The organism is Pseudomonas putida (assembly GCF_030159595.1).
GTDB lineage: Bacteria > Pseudomonadota > Gammaproteobacteria > Pseudomonadales > Pseudomonadaceae > Aquipseudomonas > Aquipseudomonas putida_AC.
The window spans coordinates 278,857-296,020 of the sequence record NZ_BSKJ01000002.1 but is presented as its reverse complement, the minus strand read 5'-3'; the positions used below and the strand labels follow the sequence as shown (position 1 = coordinate 296,020).

The window sequence follows — 17,164 nt, the reverse complement described above, 5'->3', positions numbered from 1 at the left end:
GATAATGGCCGAAACACCGCGACCGGCGGAGCACACCTCCAGCCTGAAGATCTACTTCCGGCTGCTGAGCTATGTGAAACCCTATGTCGGCATTTTCCTGCTGAGCATTGTCGGTTTCGTGATCTTTGCCTCGACCCAGCCGATGCTGGCCGGCATTCTCAAGTATTTCGTCGATGGGCTGAGCAACCCCGAAGCGGTGTTGTTCCCCAACGTGCCCTACCTGCGCGACCTGCAGCTGCTGCAGGCGGTGCCGCTGCTGATCATCCTGATCGCCGCGTGGCAGGGTCTGGGCTCGTTCCTCGGCAACTACTTCCTGGCCAAGGTGTCCCTGTGCCTGGTACACGACCTGCGTGTGGAGTTGTTCAACAAGCTGCTGGTGCTGCCCAACCGCTACTTCGACAACCACAATTCCGGGCACCTGATTTCGCGTATCACCTTCAACGTGACCATGGTCACCGGTGCTGCCACCGATGCAATCAAGGTGGTCATCCGTGAAGGCCTGACCGTGGTGTTCCTGTTCGCCTACCTGCTGTGGATGAACTGGCACCTCACCTTGGTCATGGTTGCCATCCTGCCGGTGATTGCGGTGATGGTCAGCGTTGCCAGCAAGAAATTCCGCAAACAGAGCAAAAAGATCCAGGTGGCCATGGGCGACGTCACCCACGTTGCTTCGGAAACCATCCAGGGATACCGCGTGGTGCGCAGTTTCGGTGGTGAGGCCTATGAGGAGCAGCGTTTCAGCAAGGCCAGCCAGAGCAACACCGACAAGCAATTGCGCATGACCAAGACCGGCTCGCTTTACACGCCGATGCTGCAGCTGGTGATCTACAGCGCCATGGCTGCACTGATGTTCCTGGTGCTGTTCCTGCGCGGTGAGTCCACTGCGGGTGACCTGGTGGCCTATATCACCGCCGCCGGCCTGCTGCCCAAGCCGATCCGCCAGCTTTCGGAAGTCAGCTCCACCATCCAGAAGGGCCTGGCAGGTGCCGAGAGCATCTTCGAGCAGCTGGACGAAGAGCCTGAAGTGGACACCGGCACCATCGAGAAGGAGCGGGTGGAGGGGCGCCTGGAAGTGCGCAACCTGAGCTTCACCTACCCGGGCACCGAGCGCGAAGTGCTGAGCGACATCAGCTTTGTCGCCGAGCCTGGTCAGATGATCGCCCTTGTCGGCCGTTCCGGCAGCGGCAAGTCGACCCTGGCGGCGCTGATTCCGCGCTTCTATCACCACGACCAGGGGCAGATCCTGCTCGATGGCGTGGAGATCGAGAACTATCGCCTGCGTAACCTGCGTCGCCATGTTTCGCAGGTTACCCAGCATGTCACCCTGTTCAACGACACCGTGGCCAACAACATCGCCTATGGCGACCTGGCTGGCGCTCCGCGTGCCGACATCGAAGCCGCTGCGGCCGATGCTTACGCCAAAGAGTTCGTCGACCGGCTGCCAAAAGGCTTCGATACCGACGTGGGTGAAAACGGCGTGCTGCTCTCTGGCGGCCAGCGCCAACGCCTGGCAATCGCCCGCGCACTGCTGAAGAACGCGCCGTTGCTGATCCTCGACGAAGCCACCTCGGCGCTGGATACCGAGTCCGAACGGCACATTCAGGCGGCCCTGGACCATGTGATGCAAGGCCGTACCACGTTGGTGATCGCCCACCGCCTGTCGACCATCGAGAAGGCGGACCAGATCCTGGTCATGGACCAGGGCCGTCTGGTCGAGCGCGGCACTCATGCCGAGCTGCTCGCGGCCAATGGCCATTATGCCCGCCTGCATGCGATGGGGCTGGATGAGCCGGCAAAGGCCGATATCACCTGAAACCGCCTTGATCGGGGCCGTCATGGCCCTGATTGTCACGGGAATTTTCCGGGGACGATCTGGCCATAAAGCCGTCGTCTACCCTGTGCTAATATCCTGCCCCTGTTCATTATTTTCATATGGGTTGCCCATGAAGTTGTCCATGCCGCGTTTCGATCAAGCCCCGGTACTGGTGGTCGGCGATGTCATGCTCGACCGCTACTGGCATGGCGGTACTTCGCGTATTTCGCCTGAGGCGCCAGTCCCGGTGGTCAAGGTCGATCAGATCGAGGATCGCCCCGGCGGCGCGGCCAACGTTGCCTTGAACATCGCCGCCCTGGGCGCACCGGCTTCGCTGATCGGTGTCACCGGCCAGGACGAGGCCGCCGATAGCCTGGCCAACAGCCTGCAGGCTGCCGGTGTACGTTCGGTGTTCCAGCGCATCGCGCACCAGCCGACCATCGTCAAGCTGCGGGTCATGAGCCGCCACCAGCAGTTGTTGCGTATCGATTTCGAAGAGCCGTTCGCCACCGACCCGCTGTCGCTGGGCGCGGAAGTCGACAGCCTGCTCGAAGGTGTAAAGGTGCTGGTCCTGTCCGACTACGGCAAAGGTGCGCTGAAAAACCACCAGAGCCTGATCCAGGCAGCGCGGGCCAAGGGCATTCCGGTGCTGGCCGATCCCAAGGGCAAGGACTTTTCCATCTACCGCGGTGCCAGCCTGATCACCCCGAACCTCAGCGAGTTCGAGACCATCGTTGGTCGTTGCGCCGATGAGGCCGAGCTGGTTGCCAAAGGCGTACAGCTGCTGCAGGACCTGGACCTGGGGGCCTTGCTGGTAACCCGCGGCGAGCACGGCATGACCTTGCTGCGTACGGGCCAGCCAGCGCTGCACCTGCCGGCGCGGGCGCGTGAAGTGTTCGATGTGACCGGTGCCGGAGATACCGTCATTTCCACCCTCGCGGCGGCCATTGCGGCTGGCGAGGACCTGCCCCACGCGGTTGCCCTGGCCAACCTGGCGGCAGGCATCGTGGTCGGCAAGCTGGGTACGGCTGCGATCAGCGCCCCCGAACTGCGCCGGGCCATCCAGCGCGAGGAAGGCTCCGAGCGCGGCGTGCTGGGCCTGGAGCAACTGCTGCTGGCCATCGATGATGCGCGCGCGCACAAAGAGAAAATCGTCTTCACCAATGGCTGCTTCGACATTCTGCATGCCGGGCATGTCACCTACCTGGAGCAGGCGCGGGCCCAAGGCGATCGCCTGATCGTCGCGGTCAACGACGACGCCTCGGTCAGCCGCCTGAAAGGGCCGGGTCGGCCGATCAACAGTGTCGATCGGCGCATGGCCGTATTGGCCGGGCTAGGTGCGGTGGACTGGGTGATCAGCTTCCCCGAGGGCACGCCGGAAAACCTGCTGAGCCAGGTGAAGCCGGATGTGCTGGTGAAGGGGGGAGACTATGGCATCGACCAGGTGGTGGGTGCCGATATCGTCAAGGCCTATGGCGGCACCGTGAAGGTGTTGGGGCTGGTCGAGAACAGCTCGACCACGGCGATTGTCGAGAAGATTCGCAAGAACTGATAAAGCCGGGGCTGCAAAGCAGCCCCAGGCTTTCACTTGTGAAGTGAGGTACGCGCCCGCTCCAGCAGCGCCCGCGCTTTGTCACCAAACCGCTGCAAGTGCGATGCCCGCAGCGGCTTGGCCTCCACCAACCCCTGTTGCTTCACCCAATCCCTCCAGCGTACCCGCTCGTCCGTCACTACCCAGCCTTCCTGCCGGGCAAAACTCTCTGCCAGGTAAAGCCCGCGCGTACTCGCCGGCACCAGTTCATCCTTCTTCAGCGTATACAGCTCCGCCAGCGGTTGGCCGTCCTTCAACGGCATCAGGTACAGGTCTGGCCGTTTGCGGTTGAGCCGCGCTACCAGTTGGCCGCCCTCCAGTCGCTCATCGACGTGGAACAGGCTCAGTTTCTTGGCTTCACGCGGCACCTGCAGGCGCATGTCGTAGATCAGTTGCAGCGAGGCGGTGGGCAAGTGCACATAGGCCCGTGGCCGCTCCAGCAGCATCAGGTTGCCGCAGTGCACGGGGCGGGCGGCGCCGGACTGGGGGGTCAGCAGGAAGTGCGGTGTTTCGCGATAGTGCAGGGCGGCGGCGTATGGCACGGGCAGCCAGGTATCATTGAAGCGCCCGCCCAGCCAGCCTTCCGGGGTTTCCAGCAGGCATTCCTCAGCCACTTCCTGCACCGCCGTGTGCAACGGCAGGTTCAGCTCCTGCGCAGGCACATAACCGGAGATCAGTTTCAGCACCACGTCGCCACGGTCTTGCCGGCGCTGGCGCACCAGCACCCAATAATCGCGGTTTTGCCAATGCAGGGTAAGGCGCACCGACACACCCAGGTTGGCCAGTTCGGCCACGAAGTGCTGTGTGTCGGGTAGCTGGATGGCCTTGCGCCGTTGCTGGGTCTGGGCAAAGTTGAGCGGCATGCCGATGCTCTGATAGATCAGCCCTTCGGGCGTGGCCTCGACATGCAGTGGCAGTGTCTTGAAGTTGCTCGGGTTCTTGCGGATCAGCGTTCGCGCCACGAGGCTCCTCCTTGCGTCGGGTCAGTCGCCAGGCCCTTGGGCCTGGAGTAACTCAATGCTGGCCCAGGATACGGGCGACGGTGGCCACGTTGTGGGCCAGGTGCAGCGGGTTTATGGTGCCGACGATAGCACTGCTGACGCCCGGGTGGGCGAACAGCAGCTCGAAGCTGGCCTGGACCGGGTCAACGCCCGGGGCCAGGCAGATATGTCCGCTGGCCAGGGCCTTTTTCACCAGGATGGCCTTGCCGTGTTCGGCAGCGTAGTCCAGTACTGGGCGTTCTGCCTGCTCGTTGAGGTTGTAGGTGACCATGGCGCAGTCGCCCTGTTCCAGTGCTTTCAGGCCGCCGGCCACGGTCTTGCCGGACAGGCCGAAGCCGAGGATCTTGCCCTCCTGCTTCAGTTCGGCCAGGGTCTGGTAGACCTCCTGCTGTTCGAGGATCGCCAGGTCATTGCCGTCGGAATGCACCAGCACCAGTTCGATGCGGTCGGTTTCCAGGCGGCGCAGGCTACGCTCCACCGAGCGGCGGGTGTGGGCGGCACTGAAGTCGAAGTGCGACAGGCCGTGGTCGAACTCTTCGCCAACCTTGCTGACGATCACCCACTCGTCGCGTTGACCGCGCAATAGCGGGCCGAGGCGTTCTTCGCTGCGGCCATAGGCCGGGGCGGTGTCGATCAGGTTGATGCCCAGCTCGCGGGCCTGGGCCAACAGCAGGCGGGCTTCGTCATCGCTGGGGATGGTGAAGCCGGTGGGGTACTTCACGCCTTGGTCGCGGCCCAGCTTGACCGTGCCCAGGCCTAGCGGTGAAACATTGAAACCGGTGCTGCCCAGCGGGCGATGGAAGTCGTGCAGGGTTGGCAGGCTCATGGCAGCAGTTGCTCCCAGGCCGGAACACCCAGCGGTGGGCGTGGCAGGTCGGCCAGGTCGGCTTGCGCCTGTGGGCGGATGCCGTCGCGCTCCAGATGGCTGATGACCCGGTCGCTGAAGTCCGGTGCCAAGGCCAGCTTGGTCGGCCAGCCCACCAGCAGGCGTTGCTGGTCGGCGAGGAAGGCGTTGTCGGGGCGTACCAGGCCCGATTGCGCCGGTTCTGCACGGTCCACCCGCAGCGTGGCCCAGCGCACCTGGCTCTGGTCTACCCATGGCAGCAGGCTGGCGATCTCCTTTTGCGCTGCGGCAATTTGTGCGGCGGGCTCGCGGGCGACGCCATCGGCTTCGGCCAGATCGCCGCCCAGATACCAGACCCATTGCCCATCGGCAGCCGGGTGGGTAGTGACGGTCACTCGCGGCTTGGGCCCGCCGCCCAGGCAGTGGGCATACAGCGGCTTCAGGTTAGCGCCTTTGGCCAGCACCATGTGCAGCGGACGTGTTTGCATGGCCGGCTGGTTCAGGCCCAGGGCATGCAGCAGGTCCTCGGTGCCAGCGCCGGCGCTTAGCACAATGCGCTGGGCACGGATGTCGCGGCCATCGACGCGCAGGCCGACCAGTTCGTCGTTTTCGCGCAATGGCTCGATGCGTTCCCCGGCCAGCAGGCTGTCACCTGCCAGTTCGGCCAGGTTGGCCAGCAGGGTGGGCACGTCGATGACCAGTTCTGCCAGGCGGTAGACCTTGCCCTTGAAGGCGCGGTCTTGCAGGGCGGGCGGCAGTTGCTCGCCTTTAACCTGGTCGACGCGGCCGCGTACGGCCTTGCTGGCGAAGAAGCTGGTGAGGTTGCCGGCCAGGGTGCCTGGCGACCACAGGTAGTGGGCATCGGATAGCAGGCGGGTGCCGGTCAGGTTCAGCTCGCCGCTGCCGCTCAAGGCTTCGCGCCAGCGGCGTGGCATGTCGGCAATGGCTTCCGATGCACCGGTGAGGGCACCGTGCAGGGCGTACTTGGTGCCACCATGGATAATGCCCTGGGACTTGATGGTCTGCTCGCCGCCAAGGCTGGCACGCTCCACCAGCACTGTCGAATACCCCAGGCGGCGCAGGCGGGCATTGAGCCAGAGGCCTGCGACCCCGGCGCCGACGATCAGTACGTCAGTGGAAATGGCAGATGGCATGGTGTACCTCGAAGACTGGGACAGCTGGCAAGTATACAGGCAGCTTCAGTGCCCGGCAGTCTTGGAAAACAGCTGAATCACCACCACCCCGCCCACGATCATCGCCATGCCCAGCATTGCCGGTACATCCAGCTTCTGCCCGTAGATCACCAGCGCCGCCACACTGATCAGCACAATCCCCAGCCCTGACCAGATGGCATAGGCAATGCCCACCGGAATGCTGCGCACCACCAGGGTCAGCATCCAGAACGCGATGCCATAGCCAACCACCATCAGCAGCAACGGCAATGGCGTGCTCAGACCCTTCACTGCTTTCATCGAAGCGGTGGCAATAACTTCGGCGCAGATGGCAATGGCGAGGTAGGTGTAGGCATTCATGGCGGGTTCCTCCGGTAACTGGTCGGGCATTCTAGACGCTACCTGGATGGGGTAAAGTCATTACCTATCAATAGGGGAGATAGGTTGATGGCCGAGCAGTGGAACCTTGAGCAACTGCGCACGTTCTTGCGCGTCGCTGAACTGCGCTCGTTTTCTGCCGTGGCCCGCGAACAGCGCAAGGCGCAGTCGGCAGTCAGCAGCGCGATTGCCCTGCTTGAAACCGACCTGGGCGTCACCCTGTTCGAGCGCAGCAGTGGCCGGCAGCCGAAGCTCACCGAGAACGGCAGTGCATTGCTGGAAGATGCCCGCGAACTGTTGCGCCAGTGCGAACGCCTGGATGGCCGCGCCCTGGCGTTGATGCGCGGGCAGGAGGCTTTGCTGCGGGTAGCGCAGGACGAAGCCATGCCTTATCAGCCGGTGATCGACAGCCTCGACGAACTGGCCAGCCGCTTCCCGTTTCTGGAGGTGCAACTGGCCAGTGGCGCGCAAGGCGATGTGGCGCGCAAGCTGGTGGAGCGACGCGCCGATCTGGGTCTGTTCTTCCACCACGAAAGCATGCCGGCATCGCTGGAGCGACGCGCCCTGGGCAGTGTAGAGATGGTCACGGTATGCGCCGTCGGCCATCCGCTTGCAGGTGAGGGCCGGGTCACCCGGCAGCAACTGGCACGCCACCGGCAACTGCTCGTCACCCCCCAGCAAAGCGGCTACCCCGGCGGCGAGGCGGTCAGCCCACAGGTGTGGCGTGCCGACAGCTTCTACGCCATGGCCGAACTGCTGATGCGCGGCCTGGGCTGGGCCTGGCTGCCGCGGCATGTGGTGCAGTACCCGACTTATCAGGCGCACATGGTCGAACTGGACAGTGAGTGGCGGCCACCGGCGCTGGTGGCAGAGCTGGCCTGGCGCCGTGATGAACCACTGGGGCCCGCTGCGCAATGGCTGGCCGAGCGCTTTGCAGTGCACCTGCGCGCGATCGGGTAAACTCCGCCGCCATGAACAAAACACTCTATACCTTGCTGTTTCACCTGGGCCTGCCGTTGGTTGCGCTGCGCCTGTACCTGCGTGCGCGCAAGGCGCCGGCCTATGGCCAACGCATCGGCGAGCGCTTTGCCTTCACGTTGCCGGCCATGCGCAAAGGTGGCATCTGGGTGCATGCGGTTTCGGTGGGCGAAAGCATCGCAGCAGCGCCGATGGTGCGTGCCTTGCTCAAGGCCTACCCGGACCTGCCAATCACGCTGACCTGCATGACCCCGACCGGTTCCGAGCGTATTCGCGCCATGTTCGCCGACGAACCGCGTGTTCAGCATTGTTACCTGCCCTATGACCTGCCTTGGGCGGCCGGGCGTTTCCTCGACCATGTGCAGCCGAAGCTGGGCATCATCATGGAAACTGAACTGTGGCCCAATCACATCCATCAGTGTGCCAAGCGCGGCATTCCAGTGGCGCTGGCCAATGCGCGCTTGTCCGAGCGCTCGGCCCGTGGTTATGGGCGCTTTGCCAAGCTGACACGGCCCATGCTGGCCGAGATGAGCCTGATTGCCGTGCAAACTGAAACCGAGGCGCGACGCTTCCGTGACCTGGGGGCGCGCCCTGAGTGCGTGCAGGTCACCGGTTCGATCAAGTTTGACCTGAAGATCGATGAGCAACTGCTGCCGCGTGCCAAGGCATTGCGTGAGCAGTGGGGAGCGCAGCAGCGGCCGGTGTGGATTGCCGCCAGTACCCATGACGGTGAGGATGCGCTGATTCTTCAGGCCCACCGGCAGTTGTTGCAGGTGCATGGCGATGCCTTGCTGATCCTGGTGCCGCGCCATCCCGAGCGCTTCAACGCTGTGCATGCGCTGTGCAGCGAGCAATTCACCACCGTACGCCGTTCTGCTGGTACGCCGGTCGATGCGCAAACCCGCGTGTTGCTGGGCGACACCATGGGTGAGTTGCTGTTCCTCTACGCGCTGGCTGATATTGCCTTTGTCGGCGGTAGCCTGGTGGCGACCGGTGGGCACAACCCGCTGGAGCCGGCAGCACTGGCCTTGCCGGTGCTGATGGGGCCGCATGTGTTCAACTTCCTTGAAATCAGCGCGATGTTGCGTGAAGCGGGGGCGTTGCAGCAGGTGGACGATGTCGACGGGCTGACCGAAGCGGTGCGGCGGCTGGTCGAGTTGCCGCAGGATGCGCAGCGCATGGGCGAGGCGGGCAGGGCGGTGATGCGGGCCAATCAGGGCGCGTTGCAGCGCTTGCTTGATGGGCTGGGCGCGCTTATCCGCTGATCTTCGCAGCGATGCGATCCCTGTAGGAGCGGCCTTGTGTCGCGAAAGGGGTGCGAAGCACCCCCGGGATCTTCGCATAACTGCAAGATTGCCGGGGCCGCTGTGCGGCCCTTTCGCGACACAAGGCCGCTCCTACACTGTCCGCGTGCTCCCTGAGTTCAAGGGCGGCGCTCGAAGTTCTTCGCGGCAGCCGCAGCCAGGTCTGGTGGCAGGAAGTCCTTGTCCGGGTTGTAGTCCGGCTTCAGGTAACGCTTGAGGTCTTGCAGGTCCTGTGGGCTCAACGTACCCGCCGCTTGTTTCAGGCTCAGGTTGTCCAGAATGTAGTCATAGCGGCTGTTGTTGTAATCCCTCACCGAGGTGTACAGCTGGCGCTGGGCATCGAGCACGTCGACAATGTTGCGGGTACCCACCTGGTAACCGATTTCAGTGGCTTCCAGCGCGCTCTGGTTGGAGATGATCGACTGCTTGCGCGCCTGTACCTGTTCCACGTCGGTGTTCACCGCGCGGTGCAGGTTGCGGGTGTTTTCCACCACCTGGCGGCGCAGGCTCTCGCGCTGCTGCTCGCTCTGGCTCAGACGCTGGTAGGCCTCGCGTACCTGCGAGCTGGTCAGGCCACCGCTGTAGATCGGGATGTTCAACTGCAGGCCGATGCTGGTTTGCTCGACGTCACCGCTATAGCGTGAAACAGGGGCCGGTGCAGGGTTGGTGAAGCCGAAGCTGTCGTTGTCGCCTTTCTGGTACTTGGCCACCGCATCGAGCGTCGGCGCATGGCCTGCCTTGCGCTGACGCAGCGTTTCTTCAGCGGCGGAAACCGCATAGTTGGTAGCCAGCAGGTTGAGGTTCTGGCGCCCGGCGGTTTCGACCCAGGCCTTGGCATCGTTCGGGGTCGGCACCTGTACCGGCAGGGTATGCACCACGCCCTGGATCGAGGTGTATTCGCGGTTGGTCAGGGTGACCAGCGCTTCGAATGCATCCTGCACCTGGCGCTCGGCGATGATACGGTTGGCCCGGGCGGTGTCGTAACTGGCCTGGGACTGCAGCACGTCGGTCTTGTCCGAAAGGCCCACATCGAAACGTTCGTTGGACTGGTCCAGCTGGCGCTTGAAGGCCGCTTCTTCGGCTTTGGTAGCGGCCAGGTTGTCCTGGGCGCGCAGCACGGCGAAGTAGTTTTGCGCGGACTGCAGGATCAGGTTCTGTTCAGTGGCCGACAGCTCCAGCGCTGCCTGTTCGTTGACCGCTTCGGCAGCCTGCAGCTGGAACCAGCGGTCCGCGCGGAAGATCGGCTGCGCCAGGGTGGCGCTCCAGGTATTGCCGCTGCGGTTGGTGGTGGCAGACGGCTCATCCAGCTTGGTGCGGGTGTTCATCATCTCGGCGCCAGCCGACAGGTTGGGCAGTAACCCGGCACGAGCCTGTGGCACCACTTCGCGGCGGGCGCCGTAATCAGCGCGGGCAGCGGCCAGGTCGGCGTTGTTGTCCACCGCTTCCTGGTAGACGCTGACCAGGTCGGTCTTCACTGTTTGGGGCACGTCCGCTGCCCAGACCACTCCGTTGGACGCACAAGACACGGCTATCGCCAGTGAGAGTTTGCGCAGCATAGAGGCAATCCTTGTACGAAATTTAATTACTGAACTGTTGAGTATCGAGCGACGGGCCAGTGTAGTGCCATGCGCCCCCGGCAACAATCGCCCGGTGTGCCTTTCATCAACCGCGCATTTACCCGCTTGGCTTTGCCGACCACTCCAGTCTAGACTGCGCATGTTCTTGTCGGGGTGCCTTGAAGCAAAGGCTGAGATCGCAGAGGTGCGGATCCCGTTGAACCTGATCAGGTTAGCGCCTGCGTAGGGAACAAGATTGCTCGCCTTCCCGGGGAGCCTCTTGTGCCAGGTCCGGGAATGTCGCAGCTGCATGCAGCTTCAGGCACCCCCATATCCGGCACTGCATCCATTCATGGGTGCGTCCGCGCCATTCAGGTTCACCCCGACATTCCACTGCTAGGAAGCCGTCTGGAGAGCCTGTGATGACCAAACAAGAAAAAGCGATCAACCTCAGCGAATCGGCACAAGTCGATCAGCAGTCCGTGCAACCGTTCCCGCGTTCGCGCAAGGTGTATGTCGAAGGCTCGCGCCCGGACATTCGTGTGCCCATGCGTGAAATCAGCCTGGACGATACCCCGACCGATTTCGGTGGCGAAACCAATGCCCCGGTGCTGGTCTACGACACCTCTGGCCCGTACACCGACCCCAACGTGATCATCGACGTGCGCAAGGGCCTGGCCGACGTGCGTTCGGCGTGGATCGACGCCCGTGGTGACACCGAGCGCCTGGGCGGCCTGAGCTCCGATTTCGGCCAGCAGCGCCTGAACGATGCCGAACTGGCCAAGCTGCGCTTCGCCCATGTGCGCAACCCGCGCCGCGCCAAGGCCGGCGCCAACGTCTCGCAGATGCACTATGCCCGCCAAGGCATCATCACCGCCGAGATGGAGTATGTGGCCATCCGCGAAAACATGAAGCTGCAAGAGGCCCGCGCAGCCGGCCTGCTGAACGAGCAGCACGCCGGCCACAGCTTCGGCGCCAACATCCCGAAAGAAATCACCCCCGAATTCGTCCGCCAGGAAATCGCCCGTGGCCGCGCGATCATTCCGGCCAACATCAACCACCCGGAAGTGGAGCCGATGATCATCGGCCGTAACTTCCTGGTGAAGATCAACGGCAACATCGGCAACAGCGCCCTGGGGTCCTCGATCGAGGAAGAAGTGGCCAAGCTGACCTGGGGCATCCGCTGGGGCTCGGACACGGTCATGGACCTGTCCACCGGCAAGCATATCCATGAAACCCGTGAGTGGATCATTCGCAACTCGCCGGTGCCGATCGGTACCGTGCCAATCTACCAGGCACTGGAAAAGGTCAACGGCGTGGCCGAAGACCTGACCTGGGAACTGTTCCGCGACACCCTGATCGAGCAGGCCGAGCAGGGCGTGGACTACTTCACCATCCATGCCGGTGTGCTGCTGCGTTATGTGCCGCTGACCGCCAAACGCGTCACCGGCATCGTCAGCCGTGGTGGCTCGATCATGGCCAAGTGGTGCCTGGCGCATCACAAGGAAAACTTCCTGTACACCCACTTCGACGAAATCTGCGAAATCATGAAGGCCTACGACGTCAGCTTCTCGCTGGGCGATGGCTTGCGCCCTGGCTCGATCGCCGATGCCAACGACGCAGCGCAGTTCGGTGAGCTGGAAACCTTGGGCGAGCTGACCAAGATCGCCTGGAAGCATGACGTGCAGTGCATGATCGAAGGCCCCGGCCATGTGCCGATGCAACTGATCAAGGAGAACATGGACAAGCAGCTGGAGTGCTGCGACGAGGCGCCGTTCTACACCCTCGGCCCGCTGACCACCGACATTGCACCGGGTTACGACCACATCACGTCGGGCATTGGTGCGGCGATGATCGGCTGGTTCGGTTGCGCCATGCTTTGCTACGTCACGCCCAAGGAGCACCTGGGCCTGCCGAACAAGGACGACGTGAAGACCGGCATCATCACCTACAAGATCGCCGCGCATGCCGCCGACCTTGCCAAAGGCCACCCCGGCGCGCAGATTCGCGACAACGCCCTGTCCAAGGCGCGTTTCGAGTTCCGTTGGGAAGACCAGTTCAACCTGGGCCTAGACCCGGACACTGCCCGTGCCTACCACGACGAGACCCTGCCGAAGGAGTCGGCCAAGGTCGCGCACTTCTGCTCGATGTGCGGGCCGAAGTTCTGCTCGATGAAAATCACCCAGGAAGTGCGTGAATACGCCGCCAGGATCGAGACCGTGGACGTGTCGGTCGAAGAAGGCATGCGCGAGCAGGCCGAGCGTTTCCGCCAGGAAGGCAGCCAGCTGTACCACAAAGTGTAACTGACCTTACACCGGCATTGATCCGGCTGGCCCTTTCGCGGGTAAACCCGCTCCCACAGGTTCCCCACTGCCTTCAGCATTGTGCGGTCCCTGTGGGAGCGGGTTTACCCGCGAAAGGGCCGGCCGATTCAGCGCAAATCTCAAACCTTTCGGCGATCATAACAATGACCACCCCCAGCCAATTCTCCCCCGACCACCCGGTCCCCACCCACCAGCGCATCTTCGGCGCCCGCGACCTGTTCTCGCTGTGGTTCTCCCTCGGCATCGGCCTGATGGTGCTGCAAGTCGGCGCCATGCTCGCCCCAGGCCTTGGCCTTGCCGGCGCGGTGCTGGCCATCGCCTTGGGCACCGGTGTCGGTGTGCTGTTGCTGGGCGCCGCCGGTGTGATCGGCAGCGACACCGGCCTGTCCGCCATGGGCACCCTGAAACTCAGCCTGGGTAGCCACGGCGCGCGCCTGCCGGCGCTGCTCAACCTGCTGCAACTGGTGGGCTGGGGTGCGTTCGAGATCATCGTCATGCGCGATGCCGCCAGCCTGCTGGGCGCGCGCGCCTTCGGCGAGGACAGTGCCTGGAACAGCCCGATGCTGTGGACCCTGTGCTTCGGTGCCCTGGCCACCTTGCTGGCAGTGAGCGGGCCACTGGCCTTCGTGCGCAAGGTCCTGCGCGCCTGGGGTATCTGGTTGCTGCTGGGTGCTTGCGTCTGGCTGACCTGGAACCTGTTCGCCAAAGCTGACCTGGCTGATCTGTGGAACCGCGCCGGGGACGGCTCGATGTCGCTGGCGGTAGGCTTCGACATCGTCATTGCCATGCCCCTGTCGTGGCTGCCGCTGATCGCCGACTACTCGCGTTTCGCCCGTAATGGCAAGCATGTGTTCGGCGGCACGGTAGTGGGTTACTTCATCGGCAATACCTGGCTGATGAGCCTGGGCGTGGCCTACACCCTGGCCTTCGCCGGCAGTAGTGAGGTCAATGCCCTGCTGTTGGCCCTGGCGGCTGCCGGCATGGGTATTCCGCTGCTGCTTATTCTGCTGGACGAGTCGGAAAAGGCCTTTGCCGACATCCACTCGGCAGCCGTTTCCACCGGTGTGCTGGTGCCTGTGAAGGTCGAGCACCTGGCCTTGGCCATCGGCGTACTGTGCACCCTGATCGCCCTGCTGGCGCCACTGGCCCAGTACGAAAACTTCCTGCTACTGATCGGTTCGGTGTTCGCGCCGCTGTTCGGCGTGGTGCTGATGGACCACTATGTGGTGCGTCGTCGCCGCCTGCCGGCTCAGGTGAGTGGCTTGCACTGGCAGGCATTGCTGGCGTGGGTAGTGGGCGTGGCGGCGTACCATGTGATTGCAGCGCAGGCGCCGGACCTGGGGGCAACCCTGCCGGCATTGGTGCTGGCAGGGTTACTGCACGCGCTGTTCAGCTTCAGCCGCGGCCGGGAAACAGTTCAGGCTTGAGCACGCCGTTCAGGCGTGGGTAGGGGATCTTCAGTTCCACATGGCCCATGGAATAGGGCGCGATGGCATAGACCTCGTACTTGACCACCACCGCGCCGTACGTCAGGGCGATGTGCGGCGATTTCTTGAACGGCCAGGTTTTGACGAACTCGGCGTCCTTGTCCATGCCCACGCTCATCAACCAGGCGCGGTGCGACTCCTCGACGGTTTTCCAGAAGGTGTCCTCCTGGCCCGGCACCAGCATGTCCTGCAGGGTCAGCACCTTGTCCAGCTTGCGCGAATAGTTGATGAAGCCACGCCCAGGCATGCCGTGGGCGCCACCGCTGTCCAGATAGCTGGACAACTCGACGATCACCAGCCCGTCATGCTGCTCGCGTACCTTGGCTTGCAAATAACTGCTGTTACGTTTGTCGGCACTGGTCAGGTATTGCTGTTCGTAGGCCTGCAAGGTGCTTGGGGCGGTGCCATGCTGATTGTCTTCGGTCAGTTGCAGCAGGCGCTTTTCGACGATGCCGTCGAGCTTGGGCAGGGCCGGGAAGTGGACCATGTCGATGTTCACCAGCGGGCAGTCGCTTTCGCTGCAGCCGGGTTTGACATGCTCCCAGGCGTCGCGCTTGACCTCGAGCGGGGCCCGGTAGTTGGGCGTGAACAGGCTCTGGCAGGCGCCCAGAGCGAGTGCCAGCACGGCCACGGACGTCAGTTTGACAAGTGTCATGATGATCCTTGCAGAACAGGGAAAGTCGGCCTTTGACCGTCTGCGCGGCCTTCAGTTCGCCACTAAGCTAACAGAGTGAAGACGCGCTGTCCCGAGTGTGCGAACGGTTGCCGGAAAGGGGTGAAACGCGAAAGCGTGCAGAGTAGGATGGCGCGATGCGGTAATTGAGGTAACGAGGATTTCCATGTCAGACACGTTGAATTCGGTGCCCAAGGCGGTCGAGATCGTCACGCGGGCCAACTGCTTCCAGGGCTTCTACAAGCTCGACAAGGTGCACCTGCGCCACGAGCTGTTTGCCGGGGGCATGGGCCGCGAGATCAGCCGCGAATTGTTTGTGCGCCATGATGCGGTGTGTGTGCTGCCTTACGACCCGTTGCGCGATGAAGTGGTGCTGATCGAGCAGTTCCGCGTCGGCGCACTGGACAAGGTCGCCAACCCTTGGCTGATCGAGATGGTTGCCGGGCTGATCGACAAGGATGAGCAACCCGAGGAAGTCGCCCACCGCGAAGCCGAGGAAGAAGCCGGCCTTGCGTTCAGCGCCCTGTGGCCGATGACCCGCTACTTCCCGTCGCCCGGCGGCAGTGACGAATACGTTCACCTGTTCCTTGGCCGTTGCAGCAGCGAGGGCGCCGGGGGGCTGCATGGCCTGGAAGAAGAGGGCGAAGACATCCGCGTGCGCGTGTGGTCGTTCGAGGATGCCTTGCAGGCGGTGCGCGACGGGCGCATCTGCAACGCGGCGACCATCATTGGCCTGCAATGGCTGGCGCTGAACCGTGACGAAGTACGAGGTATGTGGAAGTGAACCTGCTGCGCGAGCGCTATCGAGTCGACCTGGTCGGGCTGCAAGCTGCCTGCGAGGCCAACTACGCTCGGCTGATGCGCCTGTTGCCCGACATGCGCACCACCCAGAGCTCGCGCCGCATCGGCATGACCCAGGGCGACCAGATGCTCGGCGTGCTGGTGCTCGACGTGGTGCTGGCCTGCCCGTACACCACCACCCTGCATGTACGCCAGGAGCACAGCCTGCCGTGGCTGCCGGTGCCGCACCTGGAAGTGCAGGTGTACCACGATGCGCGCATGGCTGAAGTGGTCAGCGCCGAGCACACCCGGCGCCTGCGCAGCATCTACCCGTACCCGAACGAGGCCATGCACCAGCCCGACGAAAAGGCCCAGCTCAACCTGTTCCTCGGTGAGTGGCTGAGTCACTGCCTGGCCTGTGGCCACGAACTGGCAAGTGTCCGCTGACATGCGTCCAGATCTGACGCGCCCTGTGCATGTGGTGCAACTGACCGACGCCCATCTTTTTGCCGACCCGGATGGCAGCATGCTGGGCCTCAAAACCCGTGACAGCCTGCGCCATGTGGTGGCCCAGGTTCAGCGGGAGCAACCGCTTGTCGACGTGCTGCTGTGCACGGGCGATTTGTCCCAGGATGCCAGCGTTGCCTCTTACGAAGCATTTCGTGAACTGACGGCACCGTTTGGTGTGCCCACCCGCTGGTTGCCGGGCAACCATGACGAGGCCCGGGTCATGGCCGAAGTGGCCCCGGAGTTGGTGCAGGCGGTCACCGATGTTGGCGCCTGGCGTATCGTCATGCTCAACACCGCGGTGCATGGCGCGACACACGGTCTGCTGGAGGATGATCAGTTGGCCGTGCTGGAGGCTGCCTTGAAAGGGGCGGGCGAGCGGCATTGCCTGGTGTGTTTCCATCATCAGCCGGTGGACATCGGTTGCGCCTGGATCGCGCCGATCGGCTTGCGTAATGCCCAAGCCCTGTTCGATATCGTCGAAGGTTATCCGCAGGTGCGGGCGTTGCTGTGGGGGCATGTGCATCAGGAGTGGGATGAACTGCGCGATGGCCGGCGCCTGCTGGCTACGCCGTCGACCTGCATTCAGTTCGCGGCGCGCAGCGAGCAGTTCCAGGTGAGCGAAGAGCAGCCGGGGTACCGCTGGTTGCGCCTGCATGCCGACGGGCGGCTGGAGACTGGGGTGGAGCGGGCCACGGACTTTGAGGTGAAACTCGACTTCGATAGCCCAGGTTATTAGAGGTATTCAGGGCTGCT

At 63.5% G+C, this 17,164-nt stretch carries 15 protein-coding genes and 1 riboswitch; of the genes, 9 read left to right on the top strand and 6 right to left on the bottom strand.

Annotation, left to right across the window (positions count from 1 at the left end; genetic code table 11):
- Positions 1-4: 4 nt before the first annotated feature.
- The gene (gene msbA / locus QQL85_RS05685) at positions 5-1,813 is read left to right on the top strand and encodes a lipid A export permease/ATP-binding protein MsbA (protein ID WP_284353248.1); all 1,809 of its coding nucleotides are present in this window, start codon (positions 5-7) and stop codon (positions 1,811-1,813) included.
- 130 nt (positions 1,814-1,943) lie between these two features.
- Entirely contained in the window at positions 1,944-3,365 is a 1,422-nt protein-coding gene (gene hldE, locus QQL85_RS05680; RefSeq protein ID WP_019097686.1) for a bifunctional D-glycero-beta-D-manno-heptose-7-phosphate kinase/D-glycero-beta-D-manno-heptose 1-phosphate adenylyltransferase HldE, read from the top strand.
- Positions 3,366-3,397: 32 nt separating this feature from the next.
- Here hldE and QQL85_RS05675 read toward each other — a convergent pair whose 3' ends face one another.
- From QQL85_RS05675 to QQL85_RS05660, 4 genes are read right to left on the bottom strand one after another with little or no spacing between them, the layout of a single operon-like run.
- Positions 3,398-4,366: a metal ABC transporter ATPase gene (locus QQL85_RS05675; protein WP_284353249.1), complete on the bottom strand. Its 969-nt coding sequence runs from the start codon at positions 4,364-4,366 to the stop codon at positions 3,398-3,400.
- 52 nt (positions 4,367-4,418) lie between these two features.
- Positions 4,419-5,231 carry an aldo/keto reductase gene (locus tag QQL85_RS05670; protein ID WP_284353250.1) on the bottom strand — a complete coding sequence of 271 codons (813 nt, stop codon included), beginning with the start codon at positions 5,229-5,231 and terminating at the stop codon, positions 4,419-4,421.
- Entirely contained in the window at positions 5,228-6,403 is a 1,176-nt protein-coding gene (locus QQL85_RS05665; protein WP_284353251.1) for an NAD(P)/FAD-dependent oxidoreductase, read from the bottom strand. The genes QQL85_RS05670 and QQL85_RS05665 overlap by 4 nt, the downstream gene beginning before the upstream one ends.
- 45 nt (positions 6,404-6,448) lie before the next feature.
- Positions 6,449-6,781: a DMT family transporter gene (locus QQL85_RS05660; RefSeq protein ID WP_008095055.1), complete on the bottom strand. Its 333-nt coding sequence runs from the start codon at positions 6,779-6,781 to the stop codon at positions 6,449-6,451.
- An 87-nt stretch (positions 6,782-6,868) separates the two neighbouring features.
- Between QQL85_RS05660 and QQL85_RS05655 the strand changes: the two genes are divergently transcribed.
- Together QQL85_RS05655 and waaA are read left to right on the top strand one after the other, a co-directional pair.
- Positions 6,869-7,759 carry a LysR family transcriptional regulator gene (locus QQL85_RS05655; RefSeq protein WP_284353252.1) on the top strand — a complete coding sequence of 297 codons (891 nt, stop codon included), beginning with the start codon at positions 6,869-6,871 and terminating at the stop codon, positions 7,757-7,759.
- An 11-nt stretch (positions 7,760-7,770) separates the two neighbouring features.
- Positions 7,771-9,042, top strand: coding sequence for a lipid IV(A) 3-deoxy-D-manno-octulosonic acid transferase (gene waaA / locus QQL85_RS05650; RefSeq protein WP_284353253.1), 1,272 nt, complete (start codon positions 7,771-7,773; stop codon positions 9,040-9,042).
- A gap of 158 nt (positions 9,043-9,200) precedes the next feature.
- Here the strand turns inward: waaA and QQL85_RS05645 are convergent, their stop codons facing one another.
- Positions 9,201-10,637 carry a TolC family outer membrane protein gene (locus QQL85_RS05645; RefSeq protein WP_284353254.1) on the bottom strand — a complete coding sequence of 479 codons (1,437 nt, stop codon included), beginning with the start codon at positions 10,635-10,637 and terminating at the stop codon, positions 9,201-9,203.
- 160 nt (positions 10,638-10,797) lie between these two features.
- A riboswitch (TPP riboswitch) is annotated at positions 10,798-10,904 on the top strand.
- 155 nt (positions 10,905-11,059) lie between these two features.
- Here QQL85_RS05645 and thiC point away from each other — a divergent pair.
- Positions 11,060-12,940 (top strand): phosphomethylpyrimidine synthase ThiC, encoded by a 1,881-nt coding sequence (gene thiC, locus QQL85_RS05640; RefSeq protein ID WP_284353255.1) that lies wholly within the window; start codon positions 11,060-11,062, stop codon positions 12,938-12,940.
- A 164-nt stretch (positions 12,941-13,104) separates the two neighbouring features.
- Entirely contained in the window at positions 13,105-14,388 is a 1,284-nt protein-coding gene (cytX, locus tag QQL85_RS05635) for a putative hydroxymethylpyrimidine transporter CytX (protein WP_284353256.1), read from the top strand.
- On the opposite strand, the gene QQL85_RS05630 is transcribed toward cytX, so the two are convergent.
- On the bottom strand, positions 14,357-15,103 hold the full coding sequence (locus tag QQL85_RS05630) for an RsiV family protein (RefSeq protein ID WP_284353257.1): 747 nt from the start codon (positions 15,101-15,103) through the stop codon (positions 14,357-14,359). The two genes, cytX and QQL85_RS05630, sit on opposite strands and share 32 nt — an antisense overlap.
- Positions 15,104-15,287: 184 nt before the next feature.
- Between QQL85_RS05630 and QQL85_RS05625 the strand changes: the two genes are divergently transcribed.
- The 3 genes from QQL85_RS05625 to cpdA are packed head-to-tail and all read left to right on the top strand — an operon-like array spanning position 15,288 to position 17,147.
- A complete protein-coding gene (locus QQL85_RS05625; protein WP_284353258.1) occupies positions 15,288-15,905 on the top strand; it encodes an NUDIX domain-containing protein in 618 nt (205 codons plus the stop codon).
- Positions 15,896-16,348: a DUF1249 domain-containing protein gene (locus QQL85_RS05620; RefSeq protein WP_016501905.1), complete on the top strand. Its 453-nt coding sequence runs from the start codon at positions 15,896-15,898 to the stop codon at positions 16,346-16,348. The genes QQL85_RS05625 and QQL85_RS05620 overlap by 10 nt, the downstream gene beginning before the upstream one ends.
- 1 nt (position 16,349) lies before the next feature.
- Positions 16,350-17,147, top strand: a complete 798-nt coding sequence (gene cpdA, locus QQL85_RS05615) for a 3',5'-cyclic-AMP phosphodiesterase (protein ID WP_284353259.1) — start codon at positions 16,350-16,352, stop codon at positions 17,145-17,147.
- The last annotated feature ends 17 nt before the right edge of the window (positions 17,148-17,164 follow it).